At 67.5% G+C, this 23,583-nt stretch carries 20 protein-coding genes and 1 tRNA gene; 9 read left to right on the top strand and 12 right to left on the bottom strand.

All coding sequences use genetic code 11. The annotated features are described in order from the left end of the window. Window positions 1–69: 69 nt before the first annotated feature. Both ACSVDD_RS18970 and ACSVDD_RS18965 read right to left on the bottom strand, forming a co-directional pair. Window positions 70–1,014 carry a DUF2061 domain-containing protein gene (locus tag ACSVDD_RS18970; RefSeq protein ID WP_448190950.1) on the bottom strand — a complete coding sequence of 315 codons (945 nt, stop codon included), beginning with the start codon at window positions 1,012–1,014 and terminating at the stop codon, window positions 70–72. 62 nt (window positions 1,015–1,076) lie between these two features. Continuing rightward, complete coding sequence (locus ACSVDD_RS18965) at window positions 1,077–1,268, bottom strand: hypothetical protein (protein WP_448190949.1); 192 nt, start codon at window positions 1,266–1,268, stop codon at window positions 1,077–1,079. An 89-nt stretch (window positions 1,269–1,357) separates the two neighbouring features. On the opposite strand from ACSVDD_RS18965, the gene ACSVDD_RS18960 reads away from it, so the two are divergent. Next, on the top strand, window positions 1,358–1,858 hold the full coding sequence (locus tag ACSVDD_RS18960) for a hypothetical protein (protein ID WP_448190948.1): 501 nt from the start codon (window positions 1,358–1,360) through the stop codon (window positions 1,856–1,858). A 24-nt stretch (window positions 1,859–1,882) separates the two neighbouring features. Here ACSVDD_RS18960 and ACSVDD_RS18955 read toward each other — a convergent pair whose 3' ends face one another. The 6 genes from ACSVDD_RS18955 to ACSVDD_RS18930 all read right to left on the bottom strand — a co-directional run bounded on the left by ACSVDD_RS18955 (window position 1,883) and on the right by ACSVDD_RS18930 (window position 8,904). Then, window positions 1,883–2,704 (bottom strand): class I SAM-dependent methyltransferase, encoded by an 822-nt coding sequence (locus ACSVDD_RS18955; RefSeq protein ID WP_448190947.1) that lies wholly within the window; start codon window positions 2,702–2,704, stop codon window positions 1,883–1,885. A gap of 95 nt (window positions 2,705–2,799) precedes the next feature. Then, window positions 2,800–4,470: a GMC oxidoreductase gene (locus ACSVDD_RS18950; protein WP_448190946.1), complete on the bottom strand. Its 1,671-nt coding sequence runs from the start codon at window positions 4,468–4,470 to the stop codon at window positions 2,800–2,802. 214 nt (window positions 4,471–4,684) lie between these two features. After that, on the bottom strand, window positions 4,685–5,731 hold the full coding sequence (locus tag ACSVDD_RS18945) for an AbrB family protein (protein ID WP_448190945.1): 1,047 nt from the start codon (window positions 5,729–5,731) through the stop codon (window positions 4,685–4,687). A gap of 23 nt (window positions 5,732–5,754) precedes the next feature. Beyond that, window positions 5,755–7,290 carry a DHA2 family efflux MFS transporter permease subunit gene (locus ACSVDD_RS18940; RefSeq protein ID WP_448190944.1) on the bottom strand — a complete coding sequence of 512 codons (1,536 nt, stop codon included), beginning with the start codon at window positions 7,288–7,290 and terminating at the stop codon, window positions 5,755–5,757. Then, window positions 7,287–8,441 (bottom strand): HlyD family secretion protein, encoded by a 1,155-nt coding sequence (locus tag ACSVDD_RS18935; protein WP_448190943.1) that lies wholly within the window; start codon window positions 8,439–8,441, stop codon window positions 7,287–7,289. Before ACSVDD_RS18935 ends, ACSVDD_RS18940 begins: the two co-directional genes overlap by 4 nt. After that, entirely contained in the window at window positions 8,434–8,904 is a 471-nt protein-coding gene (locus ACSVDD_RS18930) for a MarR family winged helix-turn-helix transcriptional regulator (protein WP_448190942.1), read from the bottom strand. Before ACSVDD_RS18930 ends, ACSVDD_RS18935 begins: the two co-directional genes overlap by 8 nt. A gap of 465 nt (window positions 8,905–9,369) precedes the next feature. On the opposite strand from ACSVDD_RS18930, the gene ACSVDD_RS18925 reads away from it, so the two are divergent. Genes ACSVDD_RS18925 through ACSVDD_RS18915 form a run of 3 tightly spaced genes read left to right on the top strand, consistent with a single transcriptional unit; the run spans window position 9,370 to window position 14,187 of the window. After that, entirely contained in the window at window positions 9,370–11,109 is a 1,740-nt protein-coding gene (locus tag ACSVDD_RS18925; RefSeq protein ID WP_448190941.1) for a type I secretion system permease/ATPase, read from the top strand. Beyond that, window positions 11,106–12,842 (top strand): type I secretion system permease/ATPase, encoded by a 1,737-nt coding sequence (locus tag ACSVDD_RS18920; protein ID WP_448190940.1) that lies wholly within the window; start codon window positions 11,106–11,108, stop codon window positions 12,840–12,842. Before ACSVDD_RS18925 ends, ACSVDD_RS18920 begins: the two co-directional genes overlap by 4 nt. A 13-nt stretch (window positions 12,843–12,855) precedes the next feature. Beyond that, the gene (locus ACSVDD_RS18915; RefSeq protein WP_448190939.1) at window positions 12,856–14,187 is read left to right on the top strand and encodes an HlyD family type I secretion periplasmic adaptor subunit; all 1,332 of its coding nucleotides are present in this window, start codon (window positions 12,856–12,858) and stop codon (window positions 14,185–14,187) included. A gap of 293 nt (window positions 14,188–14,480) precedes the next feature. On the opposite strand, the gene ACSVDD_RS18910 is transcribed toward ACSVDD_RS18915, so the two are convergent. After that, window positions 14,481–14,554: transfer RNA gene (locus ACSVDD_RS18910), tRNA-Gln, on the bottom strand. Between the two features lie 218 nt (window positions 14,555–14,772). On the opposite strand from ACSVDD_RS18910, the gene ACSVDD_RS18905 reads away from it, so the two are divergent. From ACSVDD_RS18905 to ACSVDD_RS18890, 4 genes are all read left to right on the top strand, one after another. Next, window positions 14,773–15,795 carry a Ppx/GppA phosphatase family protein gene (locus ACSVDD_RS18905; RefSeq protein ID WP_448190938.1) on the top strand — a complete coding sequence of 341 codons (1,023 nt, stop codon included), beginning with the start codon at window positions 14,773–14,775 and terminating at the stop codon, window positions 15,793–15,795. A gap of 21 nt (window positions 15,796–15,816) precedes the next feature. Beyond that, window positions 15,817–16,542, top strand: coding sequence for an RlmE family RNA methyltransferase (locus ACSVDD_RS18900; RefSeq protein ID WP_448190937.1), 726 nt, complete (start codon window positions 15,817–15,819; stop codon window positions 16,540–16,542). A 384-nt stretch (window positions 16,543–16,926) separates the two neighbouring features. Further along, window positions 16,927–18,405, top strand: coding sequence for an IMP dehydrogenase (guaB, locus tag ACSVDD_RS18895; RefSeq protein WP_448190936.1), 1,479 nt, complete (start codon window positions 16,927–16,929; stop codon window positions 18,403–18,405). Window positions 18,406–18,572: 167 nt separating this feature from the next. Continuing rightward, on the top strand, window positions 18,573–19,289 hold the full coding sequence (locus tag ACSVDD_RS18890) for an endonuclease III domain-containing protein (RefSeq protein ID WP_448190935.1): 717 nt from the start codon (window positions 18,573–18,575) through the stop codon (window positions 19,287–19,289). Between the two features lie 131 nt (window positions 19,290–19,420). On the opposite strand, the gene ACSVDD_RS18885 is transcribed toward ACSVDD_RS18890, so the two are convergent. Genes ACSVDD_RS18885 through mltA form a run of 3 tightly spaced genes read right to left on the bottom strand, consistent with a single transcriptional unit; the run spans window position 19,421 to window position 21,876 of the window. Continuing rightward, the gene (locus ACSVDD_RS18885) at window positions 19,421–20,179 is read right to left on the bottom strand and encodes a polysaccharide deacetylase family protein (protein ID WP_448190934.1); all 759 of its coding nucleotides are present in this window, start codon (window positions 20,177–20,179) and stop codon (window positions 19,421–19,423) included. Further along, window positions 20,176–20,691 carry a GNAT family N-acetyltransferase gene (locus tag ACSVDD_RS18880; RefSeq protein WP_448190933.1) on the bottom strand — a complete coding sequence of 172 codons (516 nt, stop codon included), beginning with the start codon at window positions 20,689–20,691 and terminating at the stop codon, window positions 20,176–20,178. Before ACSVDD_RS18880 ends, ACSVDD_RS18885 begins: the two co-directional genes overlap by 4 nt. Window positions 20,692–20,697: 6 nt before the next feature. Further along, the gene (gene mltA / locus ACSVDD_RS18875) at window positions 20,698–21,876 is read right to left on the bottom strand and encodes a murein transglycosylase A (RefSeq protein WP_448190932.1); all 1,179 of its coding nucleotides are present in this window, start codon (window positions 21,874–21,876) and stop codon (window positions 20,698–20,700) included. Window positions 21,877–22,223: 347 nt separating this feature from the next. Between mltA and ACSVDD_RS18870 the strand changes: the two genes are divergently transcribed. Next, window positions 22,224–23,579 (top strand): RsmB/NOP family class I SAM-dependent RNA methyltransferase, encoded by a 1,356-nt coding sequence (locus ACSVDD_RS18870; protein WP_448190931.1) that lies wholly within the window; start codon window positions 22,224–22,226, stop codon window positions 23,577–23,579. Window positions 23,580–23,583 lie beyond the last annotated feature (4 nt).

Below are 23,583 nucleotides of genomic sequence, written 5' to 3'. Positions count from 1 at the left end.
TGTCAAGCGCCGCCCCTCCGCCCTCGGCGGCACAGCGGCGCTTGCCTCGGGGCCCCGTGAGGCCGCGGATCATGAACGCGGCGGAGCCGCTGATTGGCCGGCGGAAGCGCCGGTCGCCCGCGGGCCGGCAAACTCCAGCAGGGGCGGGCGCTCGCCGGACTGGTCCCACATCAGTTCATGCCCGAAATACAGGATGCTGTTGACCACCGCGCCGGTTGCCGCGAGTCCGCCGGACAGAACCGGGTCGCCGGTGAACAGATAGGCTACGGCAAGGTCGCCGACGGTACCGACCGCGCGCCAGCTGATCGTCTTCATAAGGCTGACGCCCCAATCAGCCCCACCGGCGGCGGGCGGCGGCGACGCCTGCGCCGCAGCCCTGGCCGGTGCAGCAGACGCGGGATCGGGCATGGCAAGGACGTGGCCGGTACCCAGCCGGCCATGCAGCCCGCGTTCGGCGGCCGATAGGGCCTGAGTGGTCCAGGTGGCGGCGGCGTCCGGTCTGCCGTCGGCGAAGTGGTAGCGGATGTCGATCACGTCCCGCCGGTCGGTCAGGCGCACCCCCGCCATCAGCCACTGTGCTGGCAGCGTCCAGCCCTGCCGCTGCGCCAAATCCGTCGCAGCAATCCAGGCCGGCGCCGCGCCGGGGCCGGCGTTGGTGGCGACGCGGTCCACGAACCGGCAAGCTCCGTCCACCGCTGAGGCATAATCAAGTGCCGTGAAAGCGGCGTCCGGTCGCGCGCAGTCCCGCGTCAGGCCCCAACCGGCGGTTCCCGGCTGCGTGTTCGTCGTGGCGATGACGAAGGCTTGGACCTCGCGTCCGGCAAGCTTCATCAGGACCACGCTCTCGAACGGGGTGATTCCGCCGCGGCCGGCGAGAATCCACTCTCCCGCCGGCAGGGGAACCTGTTTGCCGGCCAGCAGGGTATGGCCGGTGACCGGTTCGGCGGCGCTCCCACCAGCTGGCGCCAGGGCAAGGACAATCGCTGCCATCAAGGCGAAGAACGGGCGCGGCATGCTGTCTCCGTGAGTGGCGATGTCCGGTGCTGGGCGAGCCTACCACTCACGGGAAGCACCGGCTACACCACTGCCGCCATGCGCTCGACCTTGGCCGGGATGCCCTGGCGCACCGAGGTGCCGGCCACCGGGGCCACCGGCACCTCGGGCTCCGGCACGTCGCCGGACATGCGGTCGCGCGGGCGGTCGCCGGCCCAGGCGCCTCTGGCGAGCTTCAGCCCGGTCTGCGAGACGCGCCTCCGCGCCGTTCTCATGGCTCACTTGTGGCAAACACGCTTCTCACCGGCTCCCCTGGGGTGGAGCATGCAGTCACGCGCCTGAAACGCAAAGACGGGGGTGAGTCATGTGGACATGGCTGATTGCCGGTTGGGCGCTCACGCTCATGATCGTCTCTCCCGGCTTCGCTGACGCGGATACCTTTGACCTGCACTGGTTTTGGGAACAACGATGTGAAGACTGCCACGGCCACGCCGGGGCTTTTGCCCGCCGCGCTCTGAGCGTCGAAGACGGAAAGCTTCTGGGGCGCCATCACCGCGATGACCTGATGCTCTTCCTTCAGAACCATGGCGTCCCAGCAGCGAGGGTAAAACCGCTCTACGACATGCTGCTCGCGCAGGCGACCGCGGATCCGCGGTTCAAGGACAAATGCGGAGGCTGCCACGAGACCGCGGCGGGGCTGGTCCGTGAGTCGATGGTGCTGCGGGACGGTGTGCTCGTCGGCCGCGAAAGCGGTCGTCCGGTGGCGGAATACCTGAAACGGCACGGCAAGCTCAGGCAGGACGAGGTCCCGTTCTTCGTCGAGCTGCTGACCCGCATCGAGCGGGAAGTGCGCAGCCCTTACTGAGCTCGTCGCGGCAGGGTTCCGTTGCTATAAACGCTCCAGCACGTAGTACACAGCTCTCGGGGCTAGTTTCTTTCGCAACGAGTTCCTGTGGTAAGAGATATTCCATCCAGTCAGCGCACAGGCGATGCGGTCTGCCTGGACCATGATTGGGCTGTTGTACGGGCTTTTCATCCTTAAAATGCGCGAGAGACTTTCCGTCAGCGGGAATGAGCAATAGGTTTTGTGCCGGATACGGAAGCCGAGCTTATCAAACCGTTGTTCCAGCCAAGGGATCGGGAAGCCGCGCTCGTTTGCTGTCAGTCCTGGACGCGGCCGGCGCCAATCTCCCATCGTGCTGATCGGTTCGCGGAGGATAAACACACCTCCGGGGGCCGTCACCCGGGCGAACTCGGTGAGAAGAGCCGTGGCATTGGGGATATGATGCAGTGTGTGGAGGCAGACGGTAAGATCACTCGCCCCGTCTGCGCAGTCGATGTGTCCTCCCAACGTCGGCATTCGATAGGTGGCCGAAGTTCCCCCGATATCGGTCCTCCAATAACGCTGAATTGGCTCGATCGCCAAAAAATGCTCGACTTGCTTCGCGAGTGGCGCCACGTCGTCGCCGCCTGCGCAACCAAAGGCCAAGCATTGCCGAAATCGCATGCCCCTCAAGTATCTGTAAGCGCATTGGGCGTTCAGGGCATTGTATTCGTATTCATCGTCGGCGCGCTCTGGTGCTGACCGCGTGAAAAAATCATGCGAACCGCGCTTTTCTATTCCATACCAATCCGCAATGCGATCCGCATCGAAGTCATCACCATAAACGGAGCATCCTGAAAAAAACGTTTCTTCGAACGTGGCGGCCATGCGTGTGTTTCCCCATGGGTTTGGGGTGGTCGGGTGCGGCGGCTGTCGTCAGGTGTTGCCGCCAGGTGTCGGACAAGGACCTTGGAGAAAAGGGATCAGGCCGCTTGCTGCTTTTCGGTATCGATGGAAACGCTGTCTTGCGCCATTCGGGCGGCGAGTTCGTCGGACAGGCGTAGCGCGAGCGCCACAAGGTTGATGGTTGGGTGATCGCTGCCCATTGTCGGAAACGTCGAACTTCCGCCGATGTAGAGGTTGTGGATGCCATGGACCCGGCAGCGCGCATCGACGACACCCTGCTTCGGATCCTCATGCATACGGGTCGTGCCCATGTGGTGCCAGCACCAGGCGATGCGCTCGGGCCAAGCGTCCGCCGCATCCACCGGGGATGCTGCTGGAACGATCAGGCCGCGTCGCGCCAGCGCGGAGTGAATGAGATCATGGGTCCGCAGATAGTTCTCGCGGTCCTGCGCGGTCAAGCGCCAATCGACATGCGATTGGTTGAGGCCGAGTTCGTCCCGTTCGGTGCCCAGCGTGACCCGGCTGTCCGGGTTCGGCAGCGGTTCCATGATGGTTTCCAAGACGAATGTCCGCGCCACCCACTCGGGGTTGGCAAGGTTGTCGAACAGGGCATAGGCCAGATTGGGCAGGTGTGTGGCTATGCGCGGCAGCGCCTCGCGCAGCACCGCCGCGGTGTTGCCGTCGGTGGTGCCGAACTTCCGCCGGTTCGACAGGAGCATCCGCACATCATGCAACGCCCGGAAGCCGTCGGACGCCTCGCCGTGGTACTGGGCAACCAGATAGGTTCGCGAATTTACCAGCCCCAGTTTGCGCTGCGCCGCGCTGGTCGGCGACATGGCCGCGGTTATGGGCAGGTGGGCAATGTTCATTCGGCGTCGCGACAGCGCCAGCGTCATGTCGTACAGGCGCCGATGGTGTTTCTGGTCGCTCAGCCGTATGGCCGTGGACTTGATCCGGGGATGGTCGGTGAAGTAGCGGCCCACGAGGTCGTGCTCATTGCCGAGGCCGGCCGATTGGACTTTGTTCGACAGCAGCAACAGGCGGGCGTTCTCGATCCCGCCGCAGCACAGCACGAAAAGCCGGGCGTCCACCGAGAACCGCGTGCCGCTCAATGTCGCGCATTGCACACGTTGCACCACGGCCGCCACATCGTTCGTCTGAAACTCCAGAACGTTCGCGTTGAGGTAGCAGGTGACGTTGGCGGCATCCTTGATGAGGCGGTCCGAGGAGATGCTCATGCGGGGTTGCCGGCAGATTTGCGCGATCCGGTTTTCCACGTCGTCGTCGTCCACGGGAAGAAGGCCGATGCCCTCGGGCCGCAGGTGCTGTTCCCAATACGGGTGGGTATAGGCGGTGTGCCCAAGCCCGAGGACGGCGTGCGCACGATCATAATACGGCGTCAGTTCCTCGATCCCGAATGGCCAGCCGCTGTGCGGCACCCAGGGACGCGCTTCCAAGTCGATGGGGTCGAAAGGGCGGCAGAACCCACCCCAGCAATTGGTGCTCCCGCCGAAGTAGCGGCTTCGCGCCGTCGACAGGCGTTCGTAGGGCAGGCCGACATTCGCTCCCGCGTACAACATCTGTGTCCGGCCGTCGACGTCAAAGCCACCGCTTTCCAGGAGCGCCACCTTCCAGGGCGTGCCAATCATGGAACGGGCAATCGTGAGGCCGGCGGCCCCGGCACCGACAATGCAGATGTCCGCGTCGAGCGCGGCCCCATTTGGCAGGCTGCGAGCATCGACGATCATGGGCTTTAAACTCCGGCTCAAGCTTTATCAATAGCCCCTGATGTAATGAGTGCCCGCACTCCCGTTATCCCTTTTGAGTCGGTACCCCTTTTGCGCCTGCCGCTCAGAGCCTGTTTGGAAGAATATTTTGCGGCTTCGATCTGCTGCTCGCCCGAGAGCGGGACGGGTTTGCGCCGTGCTGCAACCGATGGAACATCCTCGCCGTCGGCCGGGATCACGCGAAACGTGTGATCAGCTTGGCGACCGGCGGACCGGTGAGAATAACCACAAAGAGCCGTAAAGTCTGGAGCGCCAGAACGAAGGACACGTTGGCCCCGCTGCCATTCGCGATGATCGCAACGGCGTCAAGCCCTCCGGGGCTGGTCGCCAGATAGGCGGTCAGCGGATCGGTGCCCAGAAGCACCATGAGCCCCCACGCGCACAGCCCGCACAGTCCGATGATCGCCAGCGTGGCCCCCAGCATCTGGGGAATGGCACGGACCGCATGCCGGATTACCTCCGGCGTGAAGCGCAGACCAATGTACCAGCCGAGCGTCCCGTATGCCATGTCCAACAGCCATGCGGGCAGCGCGAGGTCGGCCGCGCCCAAGGCGTGCAATGCGGCACCGAGGATCATCGGCGCCAGCAGGGCGCCGGAAGGAATGCGCAGCCGGACGCCGCACCACGCACCGCCCGCCGCGACCATCAACGTTGCGGCCACGCTCCACGTCAATCCGCTCACAGGCGGCGCCGGCGGCGGTTCCGGGCCGAGCAGATGCCCGCCGAGCAGCAGCCGCGACATCACCGACGCCGTGAACACCACCAGCACCACGCGGAAGTACTGCATGCAGGCGACCAGCCGGGGATCGGCGCCGAACTCCTCGGACATCGCCACCATGGCTGCGGCTGCTCCTGGCGACGATCCCCATGCCGCCGTCGATCCCGGCATGCTGCCGAAGCGCACCATCAGCCAACCGACGAGTGCGCTGGCCAGGACGGTGGTCAGCACGACCGCCAGCATCGACGCCCAGTTCTCGGCCACGGACAGGAGAATCGAGGCCGTGACCGAATGGGCGACCAGGCAGCCGACGATCGCCTGCGAGCCCAGGAACGCCGGTCGCGGCACCCGCACGGTGGCCCCGCCGATGCCGAAGATGATGCCGGCGACCATCGTGCCGAGCAGGAAGGCCGCCGGCAGGCGTGCCCACTCCAGCCCGGCGACCAGGACGCCGGACACGGCGAGCATCCCCGCCCATTGCGCTCCACGCCCCGTCGCGCTCATCGTCTTTCCCTGATGTCCGGCTTTCATTCGACCGCCACGCTGTGGTCGGCCGCGGCGGGCCGCGCAGGCTTGCGCAACAGCAGCACCATCGGCATCACCGCGAGCGACAGGATCATCAGCAGCTTGAAGTCGTCGATGTAGCTGATGATCGTGGCCTGCTGGGTGATGAGCCCGTCCAGTGCGGCACGGCCGGCGGCGGTCAGCGGGTTGAGCATGCGCTCGACCGCCGGGGCCTCGAACAGACGGTTGAACGGGGTCACGTGGGCGGCGATGTCGGCGTGGTTGGCCTGGATGTTCCGCGTCAGCAGGGCGGTGACGATGGAGATGCCGACGGCCGAGCCGATGTTGCGCGACAGATTGTACAGCCCGGTCCCGTCGCCCCGCTTCTCCGGAGCCAGGGTGGAGAAGGTCACCGTGGTCAGCGGGACGAAGAGGAAGCCCAGCCCGGCTCCCTGAACGAAGCCGACCCGGATGATGGTCCATTGCGAGACGTCGGGCGTCCAGCCGGTCATGTCGTACATGGCCCAGCCGGTGATCGCCAGCCCCGCCGACAGCAGCCAGCGGATGTCCACCCGGCCGATCAGCTTGCCGACCAGGAACATGCAGAGCATGGTGCCCAGGCCGCGCGGCCCCATGACCAGCCCCGCCGTCACCACCGGATAGCCCATCAGCGTCTGCAGGTAGGGCGTCATCAGCGCTAGCGAGGCGAGATAGGTGATGCCGACGACGAAGATGAAGAGCATGCCCACCGCGAAGTTGCGGTCGAGGAACAAGCCCGGCTTCACGAAGGGATCCCTGGCGGTAAAGGTGTGCACCAGGAACAGGTAGAAGGCCGAGGCCGCCACCAGCGCCTCGACCTGGATCTCGCCCGAGGAGAACCAGTCGAGCTGCTCGCCGCGGTCGAGGAAGAGCTGCAGGGCGCCGATGCCCACGCTGAGCAGGCCGAAGCCCAGCCAGTCGAGCTTCGCCGTCGCCTCCCGCCGGCTTTCCGACACGAAGGCGGTGACACCGGCAAACGCCAGCGCGCCGATCGGCACGTTGATGTAGAACACCCAGCGCCAGCTCGCGTGATCGGTGAGCCAGCCGCCGATCACCGGGCCGAGCACCGGGCCCACCATCACCGACACGCCGAACAACGCCATGGCCGAGCCGCGCTCCTCCGGCGTGTAGATGTCCAGCAGGATGGCCTGCGACAGCGGCACCAGCGCGGCGCCGAAGAAGCCCTGCAACAGTCGGAACAGCACGATCTGCACCAGCGACTGCGCCAACCCGCACAGCACCGACGCGATGACGAACCCGGCGATGGAGACGTTCAGCACCCGCTTGCGGCCGAAGCGGGTCGCCAGATAGCCGGTGGGCGGCGTCATGATCGCCGCCGCCACGATGTAGGAAGTCAGCACCCAGTTGATCTGGTCGGCGCTGGCCGAGACACTGCCCTGGATGTAGGGCAGCGCCACATTGGCGATGGTGGTGTCCAGCGCCTGCATGATGACCGCGAGGATCACGCAGGCGGTGATGGCGCCTCGGTTGGCAACGGGAACGGTCTCGGCGCCGCTCATGGCTTATAATCGTGGCTTTGGGCGTGCGCGGTGCCGAACAGGGCGGCGGCGAACTCGGGCAGGCCGCGGGCGTGCCCGGTGTCCACGTCCACGGTGACGCTCATGCCGACGCGCAGCGGCGGCTTGCCGTCGGGCGTGTCGATGCGGACGCGCATGGGGATTCGCTGCACCACCTTCACCCAGTTGCCCGAGGTGTTCTGCGCCGGCAGCAGCGAGAAACTGGCGCCCGAGGCCGGGCTGATGCTGTCCACGGTCCCGCTCCATTCGACGCCGGGATAGGTGTCCACGGTGACCGTCACCGGCTGGCCGGGCCGCACATAGGTGAGTTCGGTCTCCTTCGGCAAGGCCTCGATCCAGGCGTGTTTGGTGGCGACCAGACTGAACGCCGCCGTCGCCTCCGGTAGGTACTGGCCGACCTGGAGCGACGGCACCTTGGTCACCACGCCGGCCATCGGCGCCCGCACGACGGTGTGCGAGAGCTGGCGGGCAACCTCGTCGCGAGCCGCAACGGCGTCGCGGTAACGCGGGTGTCGTTCCACCGGATCGTCCGGCTGGCTATTGAGGTTGGCGGCGATCCCGGCGAGTTGCTGGCTCAGCGACGCCAGCTTCTGCTGCGCCACCTCGACGTTGTGCCGCGACTGGTCGTAAGTGGCGCGCGAGGCGAAGTTGCTGGTGGCGAGCTGCTTCTGCCGCTCCAGATCGGCGGTGTAGAAGGCAAGGTCGGCCTGCGCCTGGGTGATCTGCGCCTGCATGTCGCGATAGCTCGCCTGAAGCGCGGCCAGTTCGTTGCGCACGATGCCGATCTGCGCCTCGGCGCGTTCCAGGGACAGCCGGAACGGCAGATCGTCGAGCCGGAAGAGGACATCGCCGGCCCGCACGGCTTGGTTCTCATGGACCGCGATTTCGGTGACGATGCCGGACACGTCGGTGGCGACGCCGACCATGTCGGCCTGCACATAGGCGTTCTCGGTGGACATGATCTGCCCGCCGTTCACGTATTCGTAGCCGCCAGCCACCAAGGCGAGCGGCAGAAACGCAAACAGCACGGGGCGCAGCCAGCGGCGCTTCGCAAGGCCGGCCTTTGTCGGCGCGGCGGCCGCACCGCCGTCGGGCGGAGCGACGCGTTCCGTTACCATGCTTCCGTCAGCCATGGGAGGAACTCTGCTCTTCGATCGGGCGCTCGCACGCCTCGATCAGGTTGGACTTCATGGCGGTGAGCGCTCGGAAAAGCGCCTCGCGGTCGGCCGGCGACACGCCGTCGAGCGCTTCGGCGCGTGTGATCTCGCCAAGCGTCCGCATGGACCCCAGCAGCGGGTGTGCCGCCTCGGTGAGGTGGAGGAGCCGGATGCGGCGGTCGGTCGGGTGCGGGCGCCGCTCGATCAGTCCGATGGCCTCCAGCTTGTCGAGGAGGCGGACCAGTGTGATCGGCTCGATATCCAGCAGCTCGGCGAGGCCGCCCTGATGGATTCCCTGGCAGGTCGCGAGATAGGCCAGCACCTGCCATTGAGAGCGGGTAAGGCCGAGATGGCGGGCTCGCTGCTCAAAACGCTTGCGCAGCAGGCGCGCGGCGTCGTGCAGCAGGAAGCCGAGAGTAGGTTGGAATGGCTGGGGCATCGGCGGTCAATCGGTCAATAAGCATGCTTACAATATGTATGCTTCTGAAGCTCTGACAAGCGCGAGGCCGTAGCCCTGGATTGCAGATAAGGCATGGCCGGCCTGCAACAGCGGCTTTGCCAAGGAGCCAGCCGAACAGGGGCTTGAGATTGCAGGTCGGGCCAATACCGGTGGATCGGGTCGACGATCGCCAAGCGACATCATCGCCATGTTGCCTGTTGCATCGAAATTCGAAACAATACGCAAGCAACAGGCGCCATGACCCCGCATCCGTTGCGGAAACACCGGAATTATCACAGACAATCATGCGCAACTGATGCCTCAAATATTAATTCAAGCCCATTAACGCTATTGATGCTTGACAATGCATTTGGCAAAGCACTTTCTTTTGTATCGACGAAGATCCAGAAGTCGCCCCCGCAACTGGCCTCCTGTGCCTGAATTTTCTCGAATGGACGCGGAGACATGACCACACCGTGCACGCTCTTGCTCCGAGACACCGTGCGTCAACTGCGCAAGCCACTGCTGCTGCTGTTCGCTGTCGCTGCGCTGTGCAACGGTGGCGTCATCCTGGTGTCGCTCTACAACATGGAGCTGTACAACCGCGTCGTGAACACGCGGAATCTCGACACCCTGACGGCGCTCACCGTTGGTTTCGTGATGGTGCTCGCGGTTTATGGCGTGCTTGAGTACCTGCGAAGCGCGCTCTACATGGCGCTCGGCGCGCGCATCGTCCGTCGCTTGGCACTGCCCACCGTTCTCGGTGCCGCCGCACAGGCCGGTGACGGAGGAACGGCATCCGCCGGCCAGGCGATCCGCGACCTGCAGGAACTGCGGATGTTCCTGTCCGGCCCGGCCATCGGTACGCTGTTCGATCTGGTCTGGACACCGCTCTTCTTGGGGGCGCTGTTCATGATGCATTGGATCTATGGTGTTTACGCCGTCACCTGCGCCGCGGCGATCATGCTCATCAACGGCCTGTCCGCAGCGCTCACCAAGCGCCCGCTGGCCGAGGCCGACGCGGCGATGGTCCAGGCCTTTGCCGAGATCGCTTCGGCGGTGCGCCACGCCGAGGCCGTCGAGGCGTTGGGCATGTTCCCGGCCGTTGCCCGGCGCTGGCAGCGCAAGCAGGCCGAGATGCTCGACCTCACCCATGCCGGGCTGCGGACCGCCAACGCGCTGAGCGCTGCGGCGAAGGCCTTCCGCATGCTGGTCACCGCGGGCATGGTGGCGCTCGGTCTGATTCTCACCTTCAAGGGGATGGTCAGCGGCGGCAGCATGTTGTCCGGCATCGTGCTGCTGGCCCGCTTGTTGATGCCCTTCGCGGGCATTCTCGAGACGCGCCGCAAGCTGGTGTCCGTGACCGGCGCCTTCCATCGGGTCAAACAGGCCCTCGACCAGCCGGCGCCGCGGCGCAACACGATGGCCTTGCCCCGTCCCAGCGGCCGGCTGACGGCCGACCGTCTCGTCTACATCCCGCCGGGATCCGACAGGCCCATCATTCGGGGCATCAGCTTCACGGTAGAGCCGGGGGAGACCATCGGCATCGTCGGGCCGTCGGGAGCCGGCAAGTCCACCCTGATCCGCCTGATCCTGGGTGTTCTCGAACCGACCTCTGGCGGTGTCTATCTCGACGGCAACAGCACGTTCCTTTGGGAACGCGAGGATTTCGGACGGCATATCGGCTTCCTGCCGCAGAGCGTGTCGCTCATCGACGGCACCATCGCCGAGAACATCACCCGCCTGCGCGACGGCGACCCGCGCGACCTGATCACGGCGGCACGCCGGGCGGGCGTGCACCCGATGATCGCCGGGCTTCCGTTCGGCTACGAAACCACGGTGACCGAGAGCGGCCACACGCTGTCCGGCGGCCAGCGCCAACTCGTCGGATTGGCGCGGGCACTCTACGGCGGCCCTCGGCTGCTCGTGCTCGACGAGCCGAACTCCAACCTGGACCAAGCCGGCGAGCGCGCGCTGGTCGAGGCGATCTCCGCCGCCAAGCGGGATGGCACGTCGATCCTGATCGTCGCCCACCGCCCCTCCATCATGGCGACGGCGGACAAGCTCCTGGTTCTGAAGGACGGCGTCATCGACGTCTTCGGTGAGGCCGGCCCGATCACCGCCCGCCTGACGGGGCAATCCGGAGCGGTTCCGGCCGAGGCCTCGCTGCGCAAGCTCTCCCGACCGAAGCTGGTGTCCCCATGACCGTCATCTCGCGGTTCTTCGCCGCGCTCCCGCCGCGCGGCTCCGTGCTGCGCAAGGTTCTGTTCGAACTGGCCGCCGGCTTTGGCTTCGCCGCGGTGGTGACCGTGTTCCTGAACATCGCGCTGCTGACCGTGCCGCTGTACGATTCGGTGCTCTACGACCGCGTCCTGCTCAGCCGCAACATGGACACGCTGAGCGCGCTGTCGGTGCTCTGCGTGCTGGGCATGGTGCTCTACGGCGCTCTGTACTTCCTGCGCTCCGGCCTCTTTCTGGCGCTGGGGCACCGCATGGCCCATCGGATGAACGTCCCGGTGCTTCAGGCGGCGATGCTCCGCTCGCTCGACGGGGAACCATCGGCGGCGGCGCAGGCGCTGCGCGACATCAACGACCTGCGCCTGTTTGTCACCGGGTCGACCGTGACGGTTCCCCTCGACCTGCTGTGGTCCCCAGCCCTGGTCACGGTGCTGTTCCTGCTGCATCCCGTCTTCGGCTTCTATGCGGTGGGCTGCGCCACCATGCTCTTCATCATGGGCTGGGCGACCGAGGCGACGACCCGCGGCCGCTTCGGCAAGGCGAGCGCCGAGGTCGGCAAATCGTTCAACGATCTCACCGCCACCCTGCGCAAGGGCGAGCTGATCGACGGCCTGGGCATGCTGCCCGGCTTGGCGCGGCGCTGGCAGCGTTCCCAGAACGCCGGTCAGGCGGTGCTCGACGCGGCCAGCCGGAACGTGGTGATGATCACCGCGGCGTCGCGCGCGTTCCGGCTGCTGATGCAGGGCAGCACCATCGCGCTGGGGGTGTTGCTCGTCATCCGCCATGAGGCGTCGCCGGGCAGCCTGTTGGGGGCCAACCTGCTGGTGGGCAAATTGCTGCTGCCCTTCGAGCAGCTGGTCGTCAGTTGGCGCAAGTGGGCCCTGCACGGCGCCGCGCTGGGGCGCGTGATCGACCTGCTCGGCCGGGAGGACTGCCGACGCGGCACCGAATCCCGCCTCTGCCAAGCCGGGCGGCTGGTGGTCGAGGATGTCGGCTATGCACCGGCGGGGCGGGAGCGTGCGGTGCTCGAAGGGGTATCCTTCACCGTCGAGCCGGGCGAGGCGGTCGCCGTCGTCGGCCCCTCGGCGTCGGGCAAGTCGTCGCTGGCGCGGCTGCTCGTCGGGGTGATCCCACCGAACCGCGGCCGCATCGAACTCGATGGGCACTGTACGTGGGACTGGGAGCGGCAGGACTTCGGCCGCCACGTCGGCTATGTGCCGCAGGCGGTGTCGCTGCTCGACGGCACGGTGTTCGAGAACATCGCCCGTATGGGCGATGCCGAGCCGGCCGCAGTGGTGGAAGCGGCCCAGCGCGCCGGGGTCCACGAGATGATCGGGCGGCTGCCCAAGGGCTACGACACCTGGATCGGCGCCGATGGCTACACGCTGTCCGGTGGCCAGCGCCAGCGGGTCGCCCTGGCGCGCGCCCTGTTCGGCCGGCCGAAGCTGCTGGTTCTCGACGAGCCCAACTCGAATCTCGACCACGCGGGCGAGGCCCGGCTTGCCGAGACCATCCGCACCCTGAAGGAGGAGGGGGTGGCGGTCGTCGTCGTCACCCATCGCCCGGCCCTTCTTGAGGTCGCCGACAAGGTGCTCGTCCTCAAGGACGGCCGGGTGGAGCGGTTCGGTTCCCGCGAGATTGCTCCGCTCCGAACGGCCGACACTCCGGCGCCTCTGCGCCTCGCCTCGATCACACCCTGACAGGACGCCCCCCATGACGACCTCGCTTCCCGCTTGGCAGACGGCCCTCGCGTCCGAGATGCCGGAACCGTCGCTGCGCCGGCTCGTCGTCGCAAGCCTGCTGACTATTGGCGTCGGCTTCGGCAGCTTCTTCGGCTGGGCGTTCACCGCCCCGCTCGACAGCGCGGTGCCGGCCAACGGCTCCATCGTCGTGCAGAGCAAGCGCAAGACGGTCAGTCTGCTCGACTCGGGCATCCTCAAGGAAATCCTGGTCCACGAGGGCGACCGGGTGGAGGCCGGGCAAGTGCTGCTCCGCCTCGACGAGACGCAGGCGCTCGCGCAACTCGGCCAGCTCAAGGCGCAGTATTGGGCGGCGGTGTCCAGGGCGACGCGGCTGCGCGCCGAACAGGCCGACCGCCGGACCCTGGACCTGCCGCCCGACCTCGCCGCCGCCACTGCAGACCGCACCGTGGCCGCCATTGTCGAGAACGAGCGCCGGCTGTTCGAGATGCGCTGGCAGACCTACGACAACACGCTGGCGGTGCAGCGCAAGCGCGTCTCCCAGCTCAACGAGCAGATCGCCGCGCTGCGCGCGCAGACGACCTCGGCGACGACGCGGTTGAGCTACGTGCGCGAACAGCTCAAGGGCGTGCGCGAACTGCTGGTCAAGGGCTATGCGCCGAGGAACCGCGCGCTCGAACTTCAGGGCATGGAGGCGGAACTGACCGGCAGCCTCGGCGAGTACACCTCGCACGAGGCCGAGGCGCGGGAGAACATCATACAGGCCGAGTACGAGGTGACCCGCATCGAAAGCTCCTGGAAATCGGACGTCGTCAAGGACCTGCAGGACACCCAGGCGCTGCTCAACGACTTGGCGGAACGGCTGCGCGGCGCGACCGACACGCTGCAGCACAAGGACGTGACCGCGCCTGAGGCCGGCACGGTGACCGACATCAAGTTCTTCACGCCGGGCAGCAGCATCGGTGCCGGCCAGCCCGTCCTCGACATCGTCCCGAACGACGACCGCCTGCTGGTCGAGGTTCCGGTGACCCCGAACGACATCGAGCACGTCCACCTCGGCCAGTCGGTCAATGTCCGGCTGACCTCCTACAAGCAGCACAAGGTACCGGTGCTGACCGGCAAGCTCACCTACGTGTCGGCGGACCGGCAGACCGACGCCCGCGGCGAGCCCTTCTTCCTGGCGCGGGCCGAACTCGACCCGGACGCGCTCTCAGGCCTCAAGGGTGTGGCCCTCTACCCCGGTATGCCCGCCGAAGTGCTGATCATCGGCGGCGAGCGGCTGGCCATCGACTACTTCATCAGCCCGATCACCGACAGCCTGCATCGCGCGTTGCACGAGGACTGATCGGGAGGGCAGGGGCTGTCCGGAGATTGGGGGGGCAGGCAGCCATTGAGCTGGTCCCCCATTTCCCGGACAGTTTGGCGGCTGAGATAAGCTTGGTTCGGCGTCCTGCCGCCGAGCTCCGAATGCGGCCCCTGGGAGTTGTCGTAGGTGCCCCACCGCCCGAGCCCGGCTCGCGCCTCGCTGTCGGGATCGAAGATCTGGCGGGGCGGCGATGGGCTGCAGCTACGCGCCTCCCGCGGGAAACACCGCTGAGCGCGAGCCAAGTCTTCAATCTGAAAGCGGGATTTGAGAGGTGGTTGGGGGACTAGGATTCGAACCTAGGCTGGCGGAGTCAGAGTCCGCTGTCCTACCGCTAGACGATCCCCCAGACCGTCGCCGGGGTCGGCGTTGCGCCGCTCCCGTCGTGGGCGGCCTTTTAGCATCGTGTTTCAGGGATGGGAAGCCCCGATTTTCGAAATTCGCTGAAAACCGCCCAATCCCCCTTCGAAGCCCTCCCGAAAGCAAGGCTTCGCCCGGCGGACGGAAGAGGTTAGTATAGCCACCATTCCGTGGCGGCCATTAGAACCGCCGGATCTGGGAGGCGAAGTGGACGCTTACGTGCACAGCGAGCGGCAGTGCGATTCGGAACGGATACGGTCGCCCGCCGTCGTGCGCCCGGTGTATGCCGCCCTCGATCTCGGCACCAACAACTGCCGCCTGCTGATCGCCCGCCCGACGCTGAGCGGATTCCGCGTCATCGACGCCTTCTCGCGCATCGTCCGCCTGGGCGAGGGCGTGTTCAGCAGCGAAAACCTGTCCGAGTCCGCCATGGACCGCACGCTCGCCGCGCTCAAGGTCTGCGGTGCCAAGATCCAGCGGCGCGGCGTCACTGCGCTCCGCGCCGTCGCCACCGAGGCGTGCCGGCGCGCCCGAAACTGCGATCCCTTTCTCGAAGCCGTCGAGGGCGAGACCGGAATCGCCATCGAGATCATCTCCAGCCAGGAGGAAGGCCGGCTGGCCATCGCCGGCTGCGCCGCCCTGCTTGATTCCAACGTGCCGCACGCGCTGGTCTTCGACATCGGCGGCGGCTCGACCGAGTTGATGTGGCTGGCGCTGCGGCCCGGCGAACGGCCCCGGCTCGTCGACCAGATCTCGGTTCGCTGCGGCGTCATCGGCCTGTCCGAGCGCTACGGCGGCGACCGCTTTCTGCCGGGCGCCTACCGCGCCATGGTCGATGAGGTCGCCTCCCACATCGAACCCTTCGCCGAGCGCAACGGCATCGCCGACCGGCTGGCCGAGGGCGGCGTGCAGATGCTCGGCACCTCGGGCACGGTGACGACGCTGGCCGGCGTGCATCTCGGGCTGGCGCGCTACGACCGGCGGGCGGTGGATGGCAGCTTCCTGCGCGTCGATCACGCCCGCGACATCATCCGCCGCCTCGTGGCGCTGGACTTCGACGGCCGGTCCAGGCATGCCTGCATCGGCATCGAGCGCGCCGACCTGGTGGTCGCGGGCTGCGCGGTGCTGGAAGCCATCTGCGACTGTTGCCCGGTGGAGCGCCTGCGCATCGCCGACCGCGGCTTGCGCGAGGGCATCCTCGTCGATCTGATCGGGTCGGCGTCGGGCTGATTTGGGGCACACAGGGTACTTATGGTTCAGAAGAAGTCTTCAACGTCGCGGCCGGGCGGCCGGCAGACGACCGTCCGCGTCAAGACCGCCACCAAGCGGTCCAACTCCTCGGCGCGCTGGCTGGAACGGCAGCTCAACGACCCCTACGTCGCCGACGCCAAGCGGCGCGGCTTCCGCTCGCGCGCGGCGTTCAAGCTGCTGCAACTGGACGAGAAGTTCCACATCCTGGCGTCGGGCAAGCGGATCGTCGATCTCGGCGCAGCGCCCGGCGGCTGGACCCAGGTGGCGGTCGAGCGCGTGCAGCCCGAGAAGACCGGCGGGCAGGTCGTCGGCCTCGACATCCTGGAGATGGAGCCGCTGGCCGGCGCCATCACCATGCAGGCCGATTTCCTCGATCCGGCGGCGCCCGAGCGGCTGAAGGAGGCGCTGGGCGGCCCGGCCGACGTGGTGCTCAGCGACATGGCGGCGCCGACCACCGGGCACCAGCAGACCGACCATCTGCGCATCATGGCGCTGGCCGAGGCCGCCTACGACTTCGCCGAAGAGGTTCTGGCGCCCGGTGGGACGTTCGTCTGCAAGCTGTTCCAGGGCGGCGCCGAACGCGACCTGCTGACCCGGCTGAAGCAGGACTTCGCCGTGGTCCGCCACGCCAAGCCGCCGGCCAGCCGGCAGGATTCGTCGGAGACCTATGTGGTGGCGACGGGGTTCCGCGGCGGGGCGAAGCGGGAGACGAACGAGACGGAATGAAACGCTATGAAACGCTATGAAACGCATTTTGGTGTGGCGTCTCATTCGGTGAGCATTCTCTAATCGTCATCCCCGCGAAAGCGGGGATCCATGCTCGTGTCCGCGAGCCTCAAGACTCAGGTCGCCGCTGACGCGGCTCTGCCCTGGATCCCCGCCTGCGCGGGGATGACGAAAGAGAGAAGGACGGTGGACGCACCTCGCCCCCATGCAGCCCGCATCGTCACTCGAAATAGGAATATTGTCAATCGCCACATCCACCCCTTCGTCTTGGGCATGGCAGCGCTGCATACGCGGGTCCTACCCATGCCGAGGGATAGTGGGTGCCGGCCCTTCACAAGCGCATCTTCTTGTGTATAGTGCCGCAAATTTTGCGGGAGACGGCCGATGTCGCGTGTATCCAACATCCGCGAAGCTCTGACCTTCGACGACGTTCTGCTGGTGCCCGGCGCCTCCGAGGTGATGCCCGGCGACGTGGACACGCGCACGCGGCTGACCAAGACGATCAAGCTGGGCATTCCGCTGCTGTCCTCGGCCATGGACACGGTGACCGAAAGCTCGCTCGCCATCGCGATGGCGCAGGCCGGCGGCCTCGGCGTCATCCACCGCAACCTCGACATCGAACGGCAGGCCGAAGAGGTCCGCAAGGTCAAGCGCTACGAGAGCGGCATGGTGGTCAACCCGATCACCATCGCCCCCAACGCCACGCTGGCCGACGCGCTGGGCATTATGGCCGCCTACAACATCTCCGGCATTCCGGTGGTCGAGGGGGTGGACGCCCGCGGCTCGGGCAAGCTGGTCGGCATCATCACCAACCGCGACGTCCGCTTCGCCACCGACCCGAAGCAGCCGATTTCCGAGCTGATGACCAAGAACGTCGTCACCGTCCGCGAGGGCGTCGGCCAGGACGAGGCCAAGCGCCTGCTGCATCAACACCGCATCGAAAAGCTGCTGGTGGTGGACGAGGATTACCGCTGCATCGGCCTCGTCACCGTGAAGGACATCGAGAAGGCGCAGGCCTTCCCGACCGCCTGCAAGGACGACAAGGGCCGCCTGCGCGTCGCCGCCGCCACCGGCACCGGGCCGGACGGGCTGCGCCGGGCCGAGGCGCTGTTCGACGCGGGCGTGGACGTGCTGGTGGTGGACACCGCGCACGGGCACTCGTCGAAGGTGCTGGATCAGGTGCGGGCCGTCCGCAACATGCCCAACTACACCCAGGTGATCGCCGGCAACGTCGCCACCGCCGAGGCCGCCCTGGCGCTGATCGACGCGGGCGCGGACGCGGTGAAGGTCGGCATCGGGCCGGGCTCGATCTGCACGACGCGCATCATCGCCGGCGTCGGCGTGCCGCAGCTCACCGCCATCATGGACGTGGTGGACGCCTGCCAGAAGCAGGGCATTCCGGTCATCGCCGACGGCGGCATCAAGTTCTCCGGCGATCTGGCCAAGGCGATCGCCGCGGGGGCGGACTGCGCCATGCTCGGCAGCCTGTTCGCCGGCACCGACGAAAGCCCCGGCGAGGTCATCCTCTACCAGGGCCGGTCGTACAAGAGCTATCGCGGCATGGGCTCGGTTGGAGCGATGGCGCGCGGCTCGGCCGACCGCTACTTCCAGCAGGAAGTCTCCACCATGAAGCTGGTGCCGGAAGGTGTGGAAGGCCGCGTGCCGTACAAGGGGCCGGTGTCGACGGTGATCCACCAGCTCATCGGCGGCCTGCGGGCGGCGATGGGGTACACCGGCAACAGCACCATCCCGGACATGCAGACGAAGTGCAACTTCGTGCGCATCACGAACGCCGGGCTGCGCGAGAGCCACGTGCACGACATCACGATCACGAACGAGTCGCCGAACTACCGGCAGGGGTGAGGGCGTTGAGAAGCCCTCTCCCCTCCGGGGAGAGGGAGGGACCCACGCACAACGTGGGAGGGTGAGGGTAAATCCAAGGATCCTTGCCTTTACCCTCACCCGGCGCCTACGGCGCCACCCTCTCCCGGGGCGGGAGAGGGATTTGGGCGTGCCCTGTTGGGGAGGGCATGCTCTTCCCCGACGCCATGAGCGCCAAGGCGCTTGAGATCCACCGGCGGCTGTGCCTCGTCTACGGCTGCCCGGTGGCTTACTTCCACAGCCACGATCCGTTGAGCGAGCTGGTCTCGTCGCTGTTGTCGCACCGGACGCGCAACGCGTCGTCGTCCAAGGCGTTCAAGGCGTTGCGGGCGCGGTGGCCGGAGGACTGGCAGGGGGTGCGCGACGCTCCGTTGGCCGAGGTCGAGACGGCCATTGCCGGCGTTACATGGCCCGAGCAGAAGGCGCCGCGCATTCAGGAAATCCTGCGGCGTATCACGGCGTTGCGCGGCGCGCTGTCCCTTGATTTCCTGGAGGAAATGCCGGTCGAGGACGCGCGTGCCTGGCTGGAGCGGTTGCCGGGCGTCGGGCCGAAGACCAGCGCCGCGGTGCTGTGCTTCAGCAGCTTGCGTCAGGCGGCGCTGCCCGTGGACAGTCACCATCACCGTGTGGCGGCGCGCACCGGGCTGATCCCGGCGAACCTCCCGGTGGGCCCGTCGCACCGCGTGCTGGCGGCGCAGTTGCCGGCTGATTGGACGGCGCAGCAGGTCTACGACAACCATGAGGTCATGATGCTGCACGGGCAGCGCTGCTGCTACCACGAGAACCCGGCATGCGACCGTTGCGTGCTGCTGGAGTTGTGCCCGGCCGGGCAGGCGCGGTCGGAGCCATCGAGGGTGAGGGCGTAAACCCTCTCCCCTCCGGGGAGAGGGAGGGACCCGCGCGAAGCGTGGGAGGGTGAGGGCAAATCCAAGGATCCTTGCGCTACCCTCACCCGGCCGCTGCGCGGCCACCCTCTCCCGGGACGGGAGAGGGTTCTTCAGGCCGCCGCAGCCCGCTCCATCTGCGCCTTCCATTCCGTCAGCGTTACAAACCGGAACTGTTCCTCCCGCGCGCGGCGCAGGATGTTCGGCAGCGCTTCCACCGTGGTGCGGTGGTTGGAGTGCATCAGCACCACCGATCCCGGCGTCAGGCCGCGCATGACGCGCTCTTCGACCACCGCAGGCGGCAGGTCGCGGTAGTCCTGGCTGTCGATGGTCCATAGGATCGTCTCCAGGCCGTTGGCCTGGGCGATGGGCAGCGTGTGCTCGTCGTAGGAGCCGAAGGGCGGGCGGAACCAGCGCGGAGCCGTTCCGGACGCCGAGTTTAGAAGCGCGTTGGTGCGCTTCAGCGTGTTCGTTTGCTCGGATGGCGTGCACTCGATCAGGCGCCGGTGGTCGTACGTGTGGTTGCCCAGTTCGTGGCCCCGCGCGGCGATCTCGCGGGCGAGGGGCGTGTGCTGCTGGATGTTGCGGCCGACCATGAAGAAGGTTGCCACCGCGTTGTACTCTCCAAGGGTGCGCAGGATCTCCGGGTCGTTGACCCCGTCCGGGCCGTCGTCGAAGGTCAGCGCGACGATGCTCTCGGTCAGCTTGGCCGGCCGCAGCACGATGCGGGAACTGGGGTAGAGGTGCGGCGTCAGGAAATCGGCGTGGCCGTGCGTGGCGACCCAGCTCAGCTCCTTCGCGCGGGCGGCCAAAGGGGCGAAGCCGGTGGCAAAGCCGGCGGCGGCGCCCGCCAGGAACGCGCGCCGTCTCACAGCGGCCGTCCCAGGAACAGCAGCGGCTTGCGCAGCACCGCTTCGGTGAAGCCCAGCCGGTTGTAGAAGCCGATGTTGCGCATGCCGTCCGCGGTGACGACGTGCACGCCGGGGATGCCCTCGGCCACGCAGTCCTGGGCGAAGCGCTCGATCAGCTTCTGGCCGATGCCCTGCCCGCGGCGGTCGGGGTGGACGTTGACGTGCAGGTGCGCCGGGAAGCGCGGGAACAGGTCGTCGAAGGTGGCGTATCTGGGCAGCGTCTCGAACAGCCCCTCGGCGTCGGCGCTGTCCAGGCAGCCGGTGAGGTAGCCGCCGAACGAGCCGTCCGGGTCGCGCCAGAACCACACGTCCCAGGGCGCGTTCTCGATGTACCAGCCGGTCCAGGTGCGGAAGAACGCGGCGCGCGCCTCAGGCGAGGCGAACTCCGTGCGCCCGCTGGAGAGGAAGAAGATCTCCTCCAGCGCTTTCAGCGCGGCCGAGGTGTCCGGCAGTTTGGTCAGGCGGACGAGCACGATGCGCTACCGCTGCGCCGTGACGACGGACTTGCGCGGCACCAGCATGGTGTAGCGGCCACGCGCCTTCATCACGCCGGCCGCGTCGGCGGCCTCGGCGCCCGGACCCCAGAACAGGTCGCCGCGCACCTCTCCCTTGATGGCGCCGCCGGTGTCCTGCGCCACCACGAGGCGCTTGATCGCGCCGCCCGGCACCGGCACGTCGGTCGCCTCCAGCCACAGCGGCACGCCGAGGGGGACGTGGTTGGGGTCCACCGCAAGGCTGCGGCCCGGCGTCAGGCGCGTGTTGAGCGCGCCGCGTGCGCCGACGTCGTTGTTGCGGATCTTGAAGAAGACGTAGCTGGGGTTGAGGTTCATCACCCGGTTGGCCTGCGCCGGGTTGGCCTTCAGCCAGCCGCGGATCAGTTGCAGGGTCACCTGCTCCGGCGTGGCGATGCCCTCGTTGATCAGGTAGCGGCCGATGGGGTAGTAGGCCCGGCCGTTCTGCCCGGCGTAGTGCAGGCCGACCTCGCTGCCGTCGGTCATCTTCACCCGGCCGGAGCCCTGGATCTCCAGGAAGAAGGCGTCGATCGGGTCGTCCACCCACATCAGTTCCAGCCCCTTGCCCTTCAGAGCGCCGTTGACGATGCGCTCGCGCGTCGGCAGGCCGCGCCGGGCGCGCGGCGGCGTGCGATAGATGGGGACGGTGAAGCGCTCGGTGCGCGTCCACGAGCCGTGCAGCTCGGCCTCGTAATAGCCGGTGAACAGCCCCTCGGTGCCGCCGCCCAGCGAGACCGGCGTGAAGTGGGCCTCGAAGAAGGTGCGGGCGGACTCGCGGTCGCCGGGGGGCAGGGTGCGCGACGCGGCGCAGGCCGGCTTCCACTCGCTGACGGTGCCGGCCTTGCCCAACGGGCGGTCGGGTGACTGGCTGTCGATCCAGTCGCAGCTGCGGCGGAAGGCGGCGAGCGCCTCCGCGTGGTCGTCGTCGGCCCAGCCGGGCAGGGTGCGGAAATCGGCGGCGATCATGTCGGGGGTGATCGGCGAGCGCAGGGTGGAGGCGCCACCCATCGCCCGCTCGCCGCCGCTCGTGGTGCAGGCGGCGAGGCTGATCGTAAGAAGACAGGACACCCGCGCCAGAACACGCCGCAGCCCGCGCCCCGCCGATTGAGACATCGCGATCCCCATGCCGGCGTGCGCCGGTTCCATCGTTGAGAAGCCCCCGTCGTCTTGCCGCTCGTCTGGCGGCAGGACGCGTTGTTCATAGTCTTTACGCGGGAGGTTTAATAATCGTCAACGAAGGACCGTAAATCACAGTTAACGCGAGGCCGATGTCACAGCGCATTCTTACGGAGCGCAGGGCGATGTCTGGTGCAACCCATTGATTTTCCATCGTTCGTGGTACCACGAACGAAAGGGCGGTATCTGTTTCAATTTGCAGTGATCGGGCGGGGGAGGCGGTCCGGGGGCAGGGTTGCGCGACTCGGGGCACCGATGGGGGATGACAAGACGGCGGCAAACGGGTTATCGAAAAGCCCTTCCCGAAAGGAGCTCCGATGACCCCCGCTGCCCGCCTCCAGGCGGTGATCGATCTGTTGACCGAGATCGACACGACCCCGCGTCCCGCCGACGCGGTGATGAGCGCGTATTTCCGCGCCCGCCGTTTCATCGGCGCCAAGGACCGCAGCGCGGTGGCCGAGACGTCCTACGCCGTCCTGCGCCGCCACGCGCGTCTCGTCTGGTGGCTGGAAAAGGAAGGGCACGAGACGGGGCCGCGCGCCCGCGTCATCGCCAACGCCATCCTCGCCGAGGGCAAGCGCGCCGCCACGGTGGACGAGCTGTTCAGCGGCGGCAAGTTCGCCCCGGAAGCGCTGACGGACGACGAGCAGACGCTGGTCCGCGCGCTGGACACCCACACGCTGGAGCACCCGGCGATGCCCGAGCCCGTGCGCGTCGAGTGCCCGCCCTGGGCCGAAGCGGGCATGCGCACCGCGCTGGGCGATCGGTTCAAACAGGAAATGACGGCGCTGCTCGACGCCGCCCCGATGGATCTGCGCGTCAACCCGGTGAAGGCCAGCCGCGACGGCGCCCGGAAGTCGCTGGAGAAGGCCGGGATCGTGTCCGAGGAGACGCGCTGGTCGCCGCTCGGCCTGCGCGTCAAGGGGCGGCCGGCGCTGTCGGCGACCGACGCCTTCAAGAACGGGCTGGTGGAGATCCAGGACGAGGGCTCGCAGCTCGTCGCCTTCGCGGTGGCGCCGAAGCCCGGCCATCAGGTGGTGGACTTCTGCGCCGGGGCCGGCGGCAAGACGCTGGCCATGGCGGCGCTGATGAACAACAAGGGTCGGGTGGTGGCCTGCGACGTGCTCGACAAGCGCCTGAAGCGCGCCGCCGAGCGCTTCCGCCGCGCCGGCCTGCACAACATCGAAGCGCACCCGCTGACCAGCGAGCGCGACCCCTGGGTGAAGCGCCACAAGCGCAAGTTCGACCGCGTGCTGGTGGACGCGCCGTGCTCCGGCACCGGCACGTGGCGGCGCAACCCGGACAGCCGCTGGCGCCAACTCGGCCCTGGGCTGGAACAGTTGCTGCCCTTGCAGGCGAGCATCCTCGACAGCGCGGCGCGGATGGTGAGGCCCGGCGGGCGGCTGGTCTACGCGACCTGCTCGCTGCTGAACGAGGAGAACGAGGACCAGATCGCCGCCTTCCTGGAGACGCACCCGGACTTTTCCGTGAAGCCCATCGCCGAGGTGTGGGCCGAGGAGGGCCGCGGCACGCCGCCGGGCGAGGGGCCGTACCTGCGCCTGTTGCCGGCCAAGCACGATACCGACGGCTTCTTCGCCGCCGTGCTGGACCGCAAGGCCGAGGAGAAGGCCGAGGAGGCTGCGGAAGAGGGGTTGGCCGCTTCGCCCGAATAGAGGC

It is taken from the genome of Azospirillum terrae (assembly GCF_053470425.1).
This window is presented reverse-complemented; position numbering and strand designations above follow the sequence as displayed.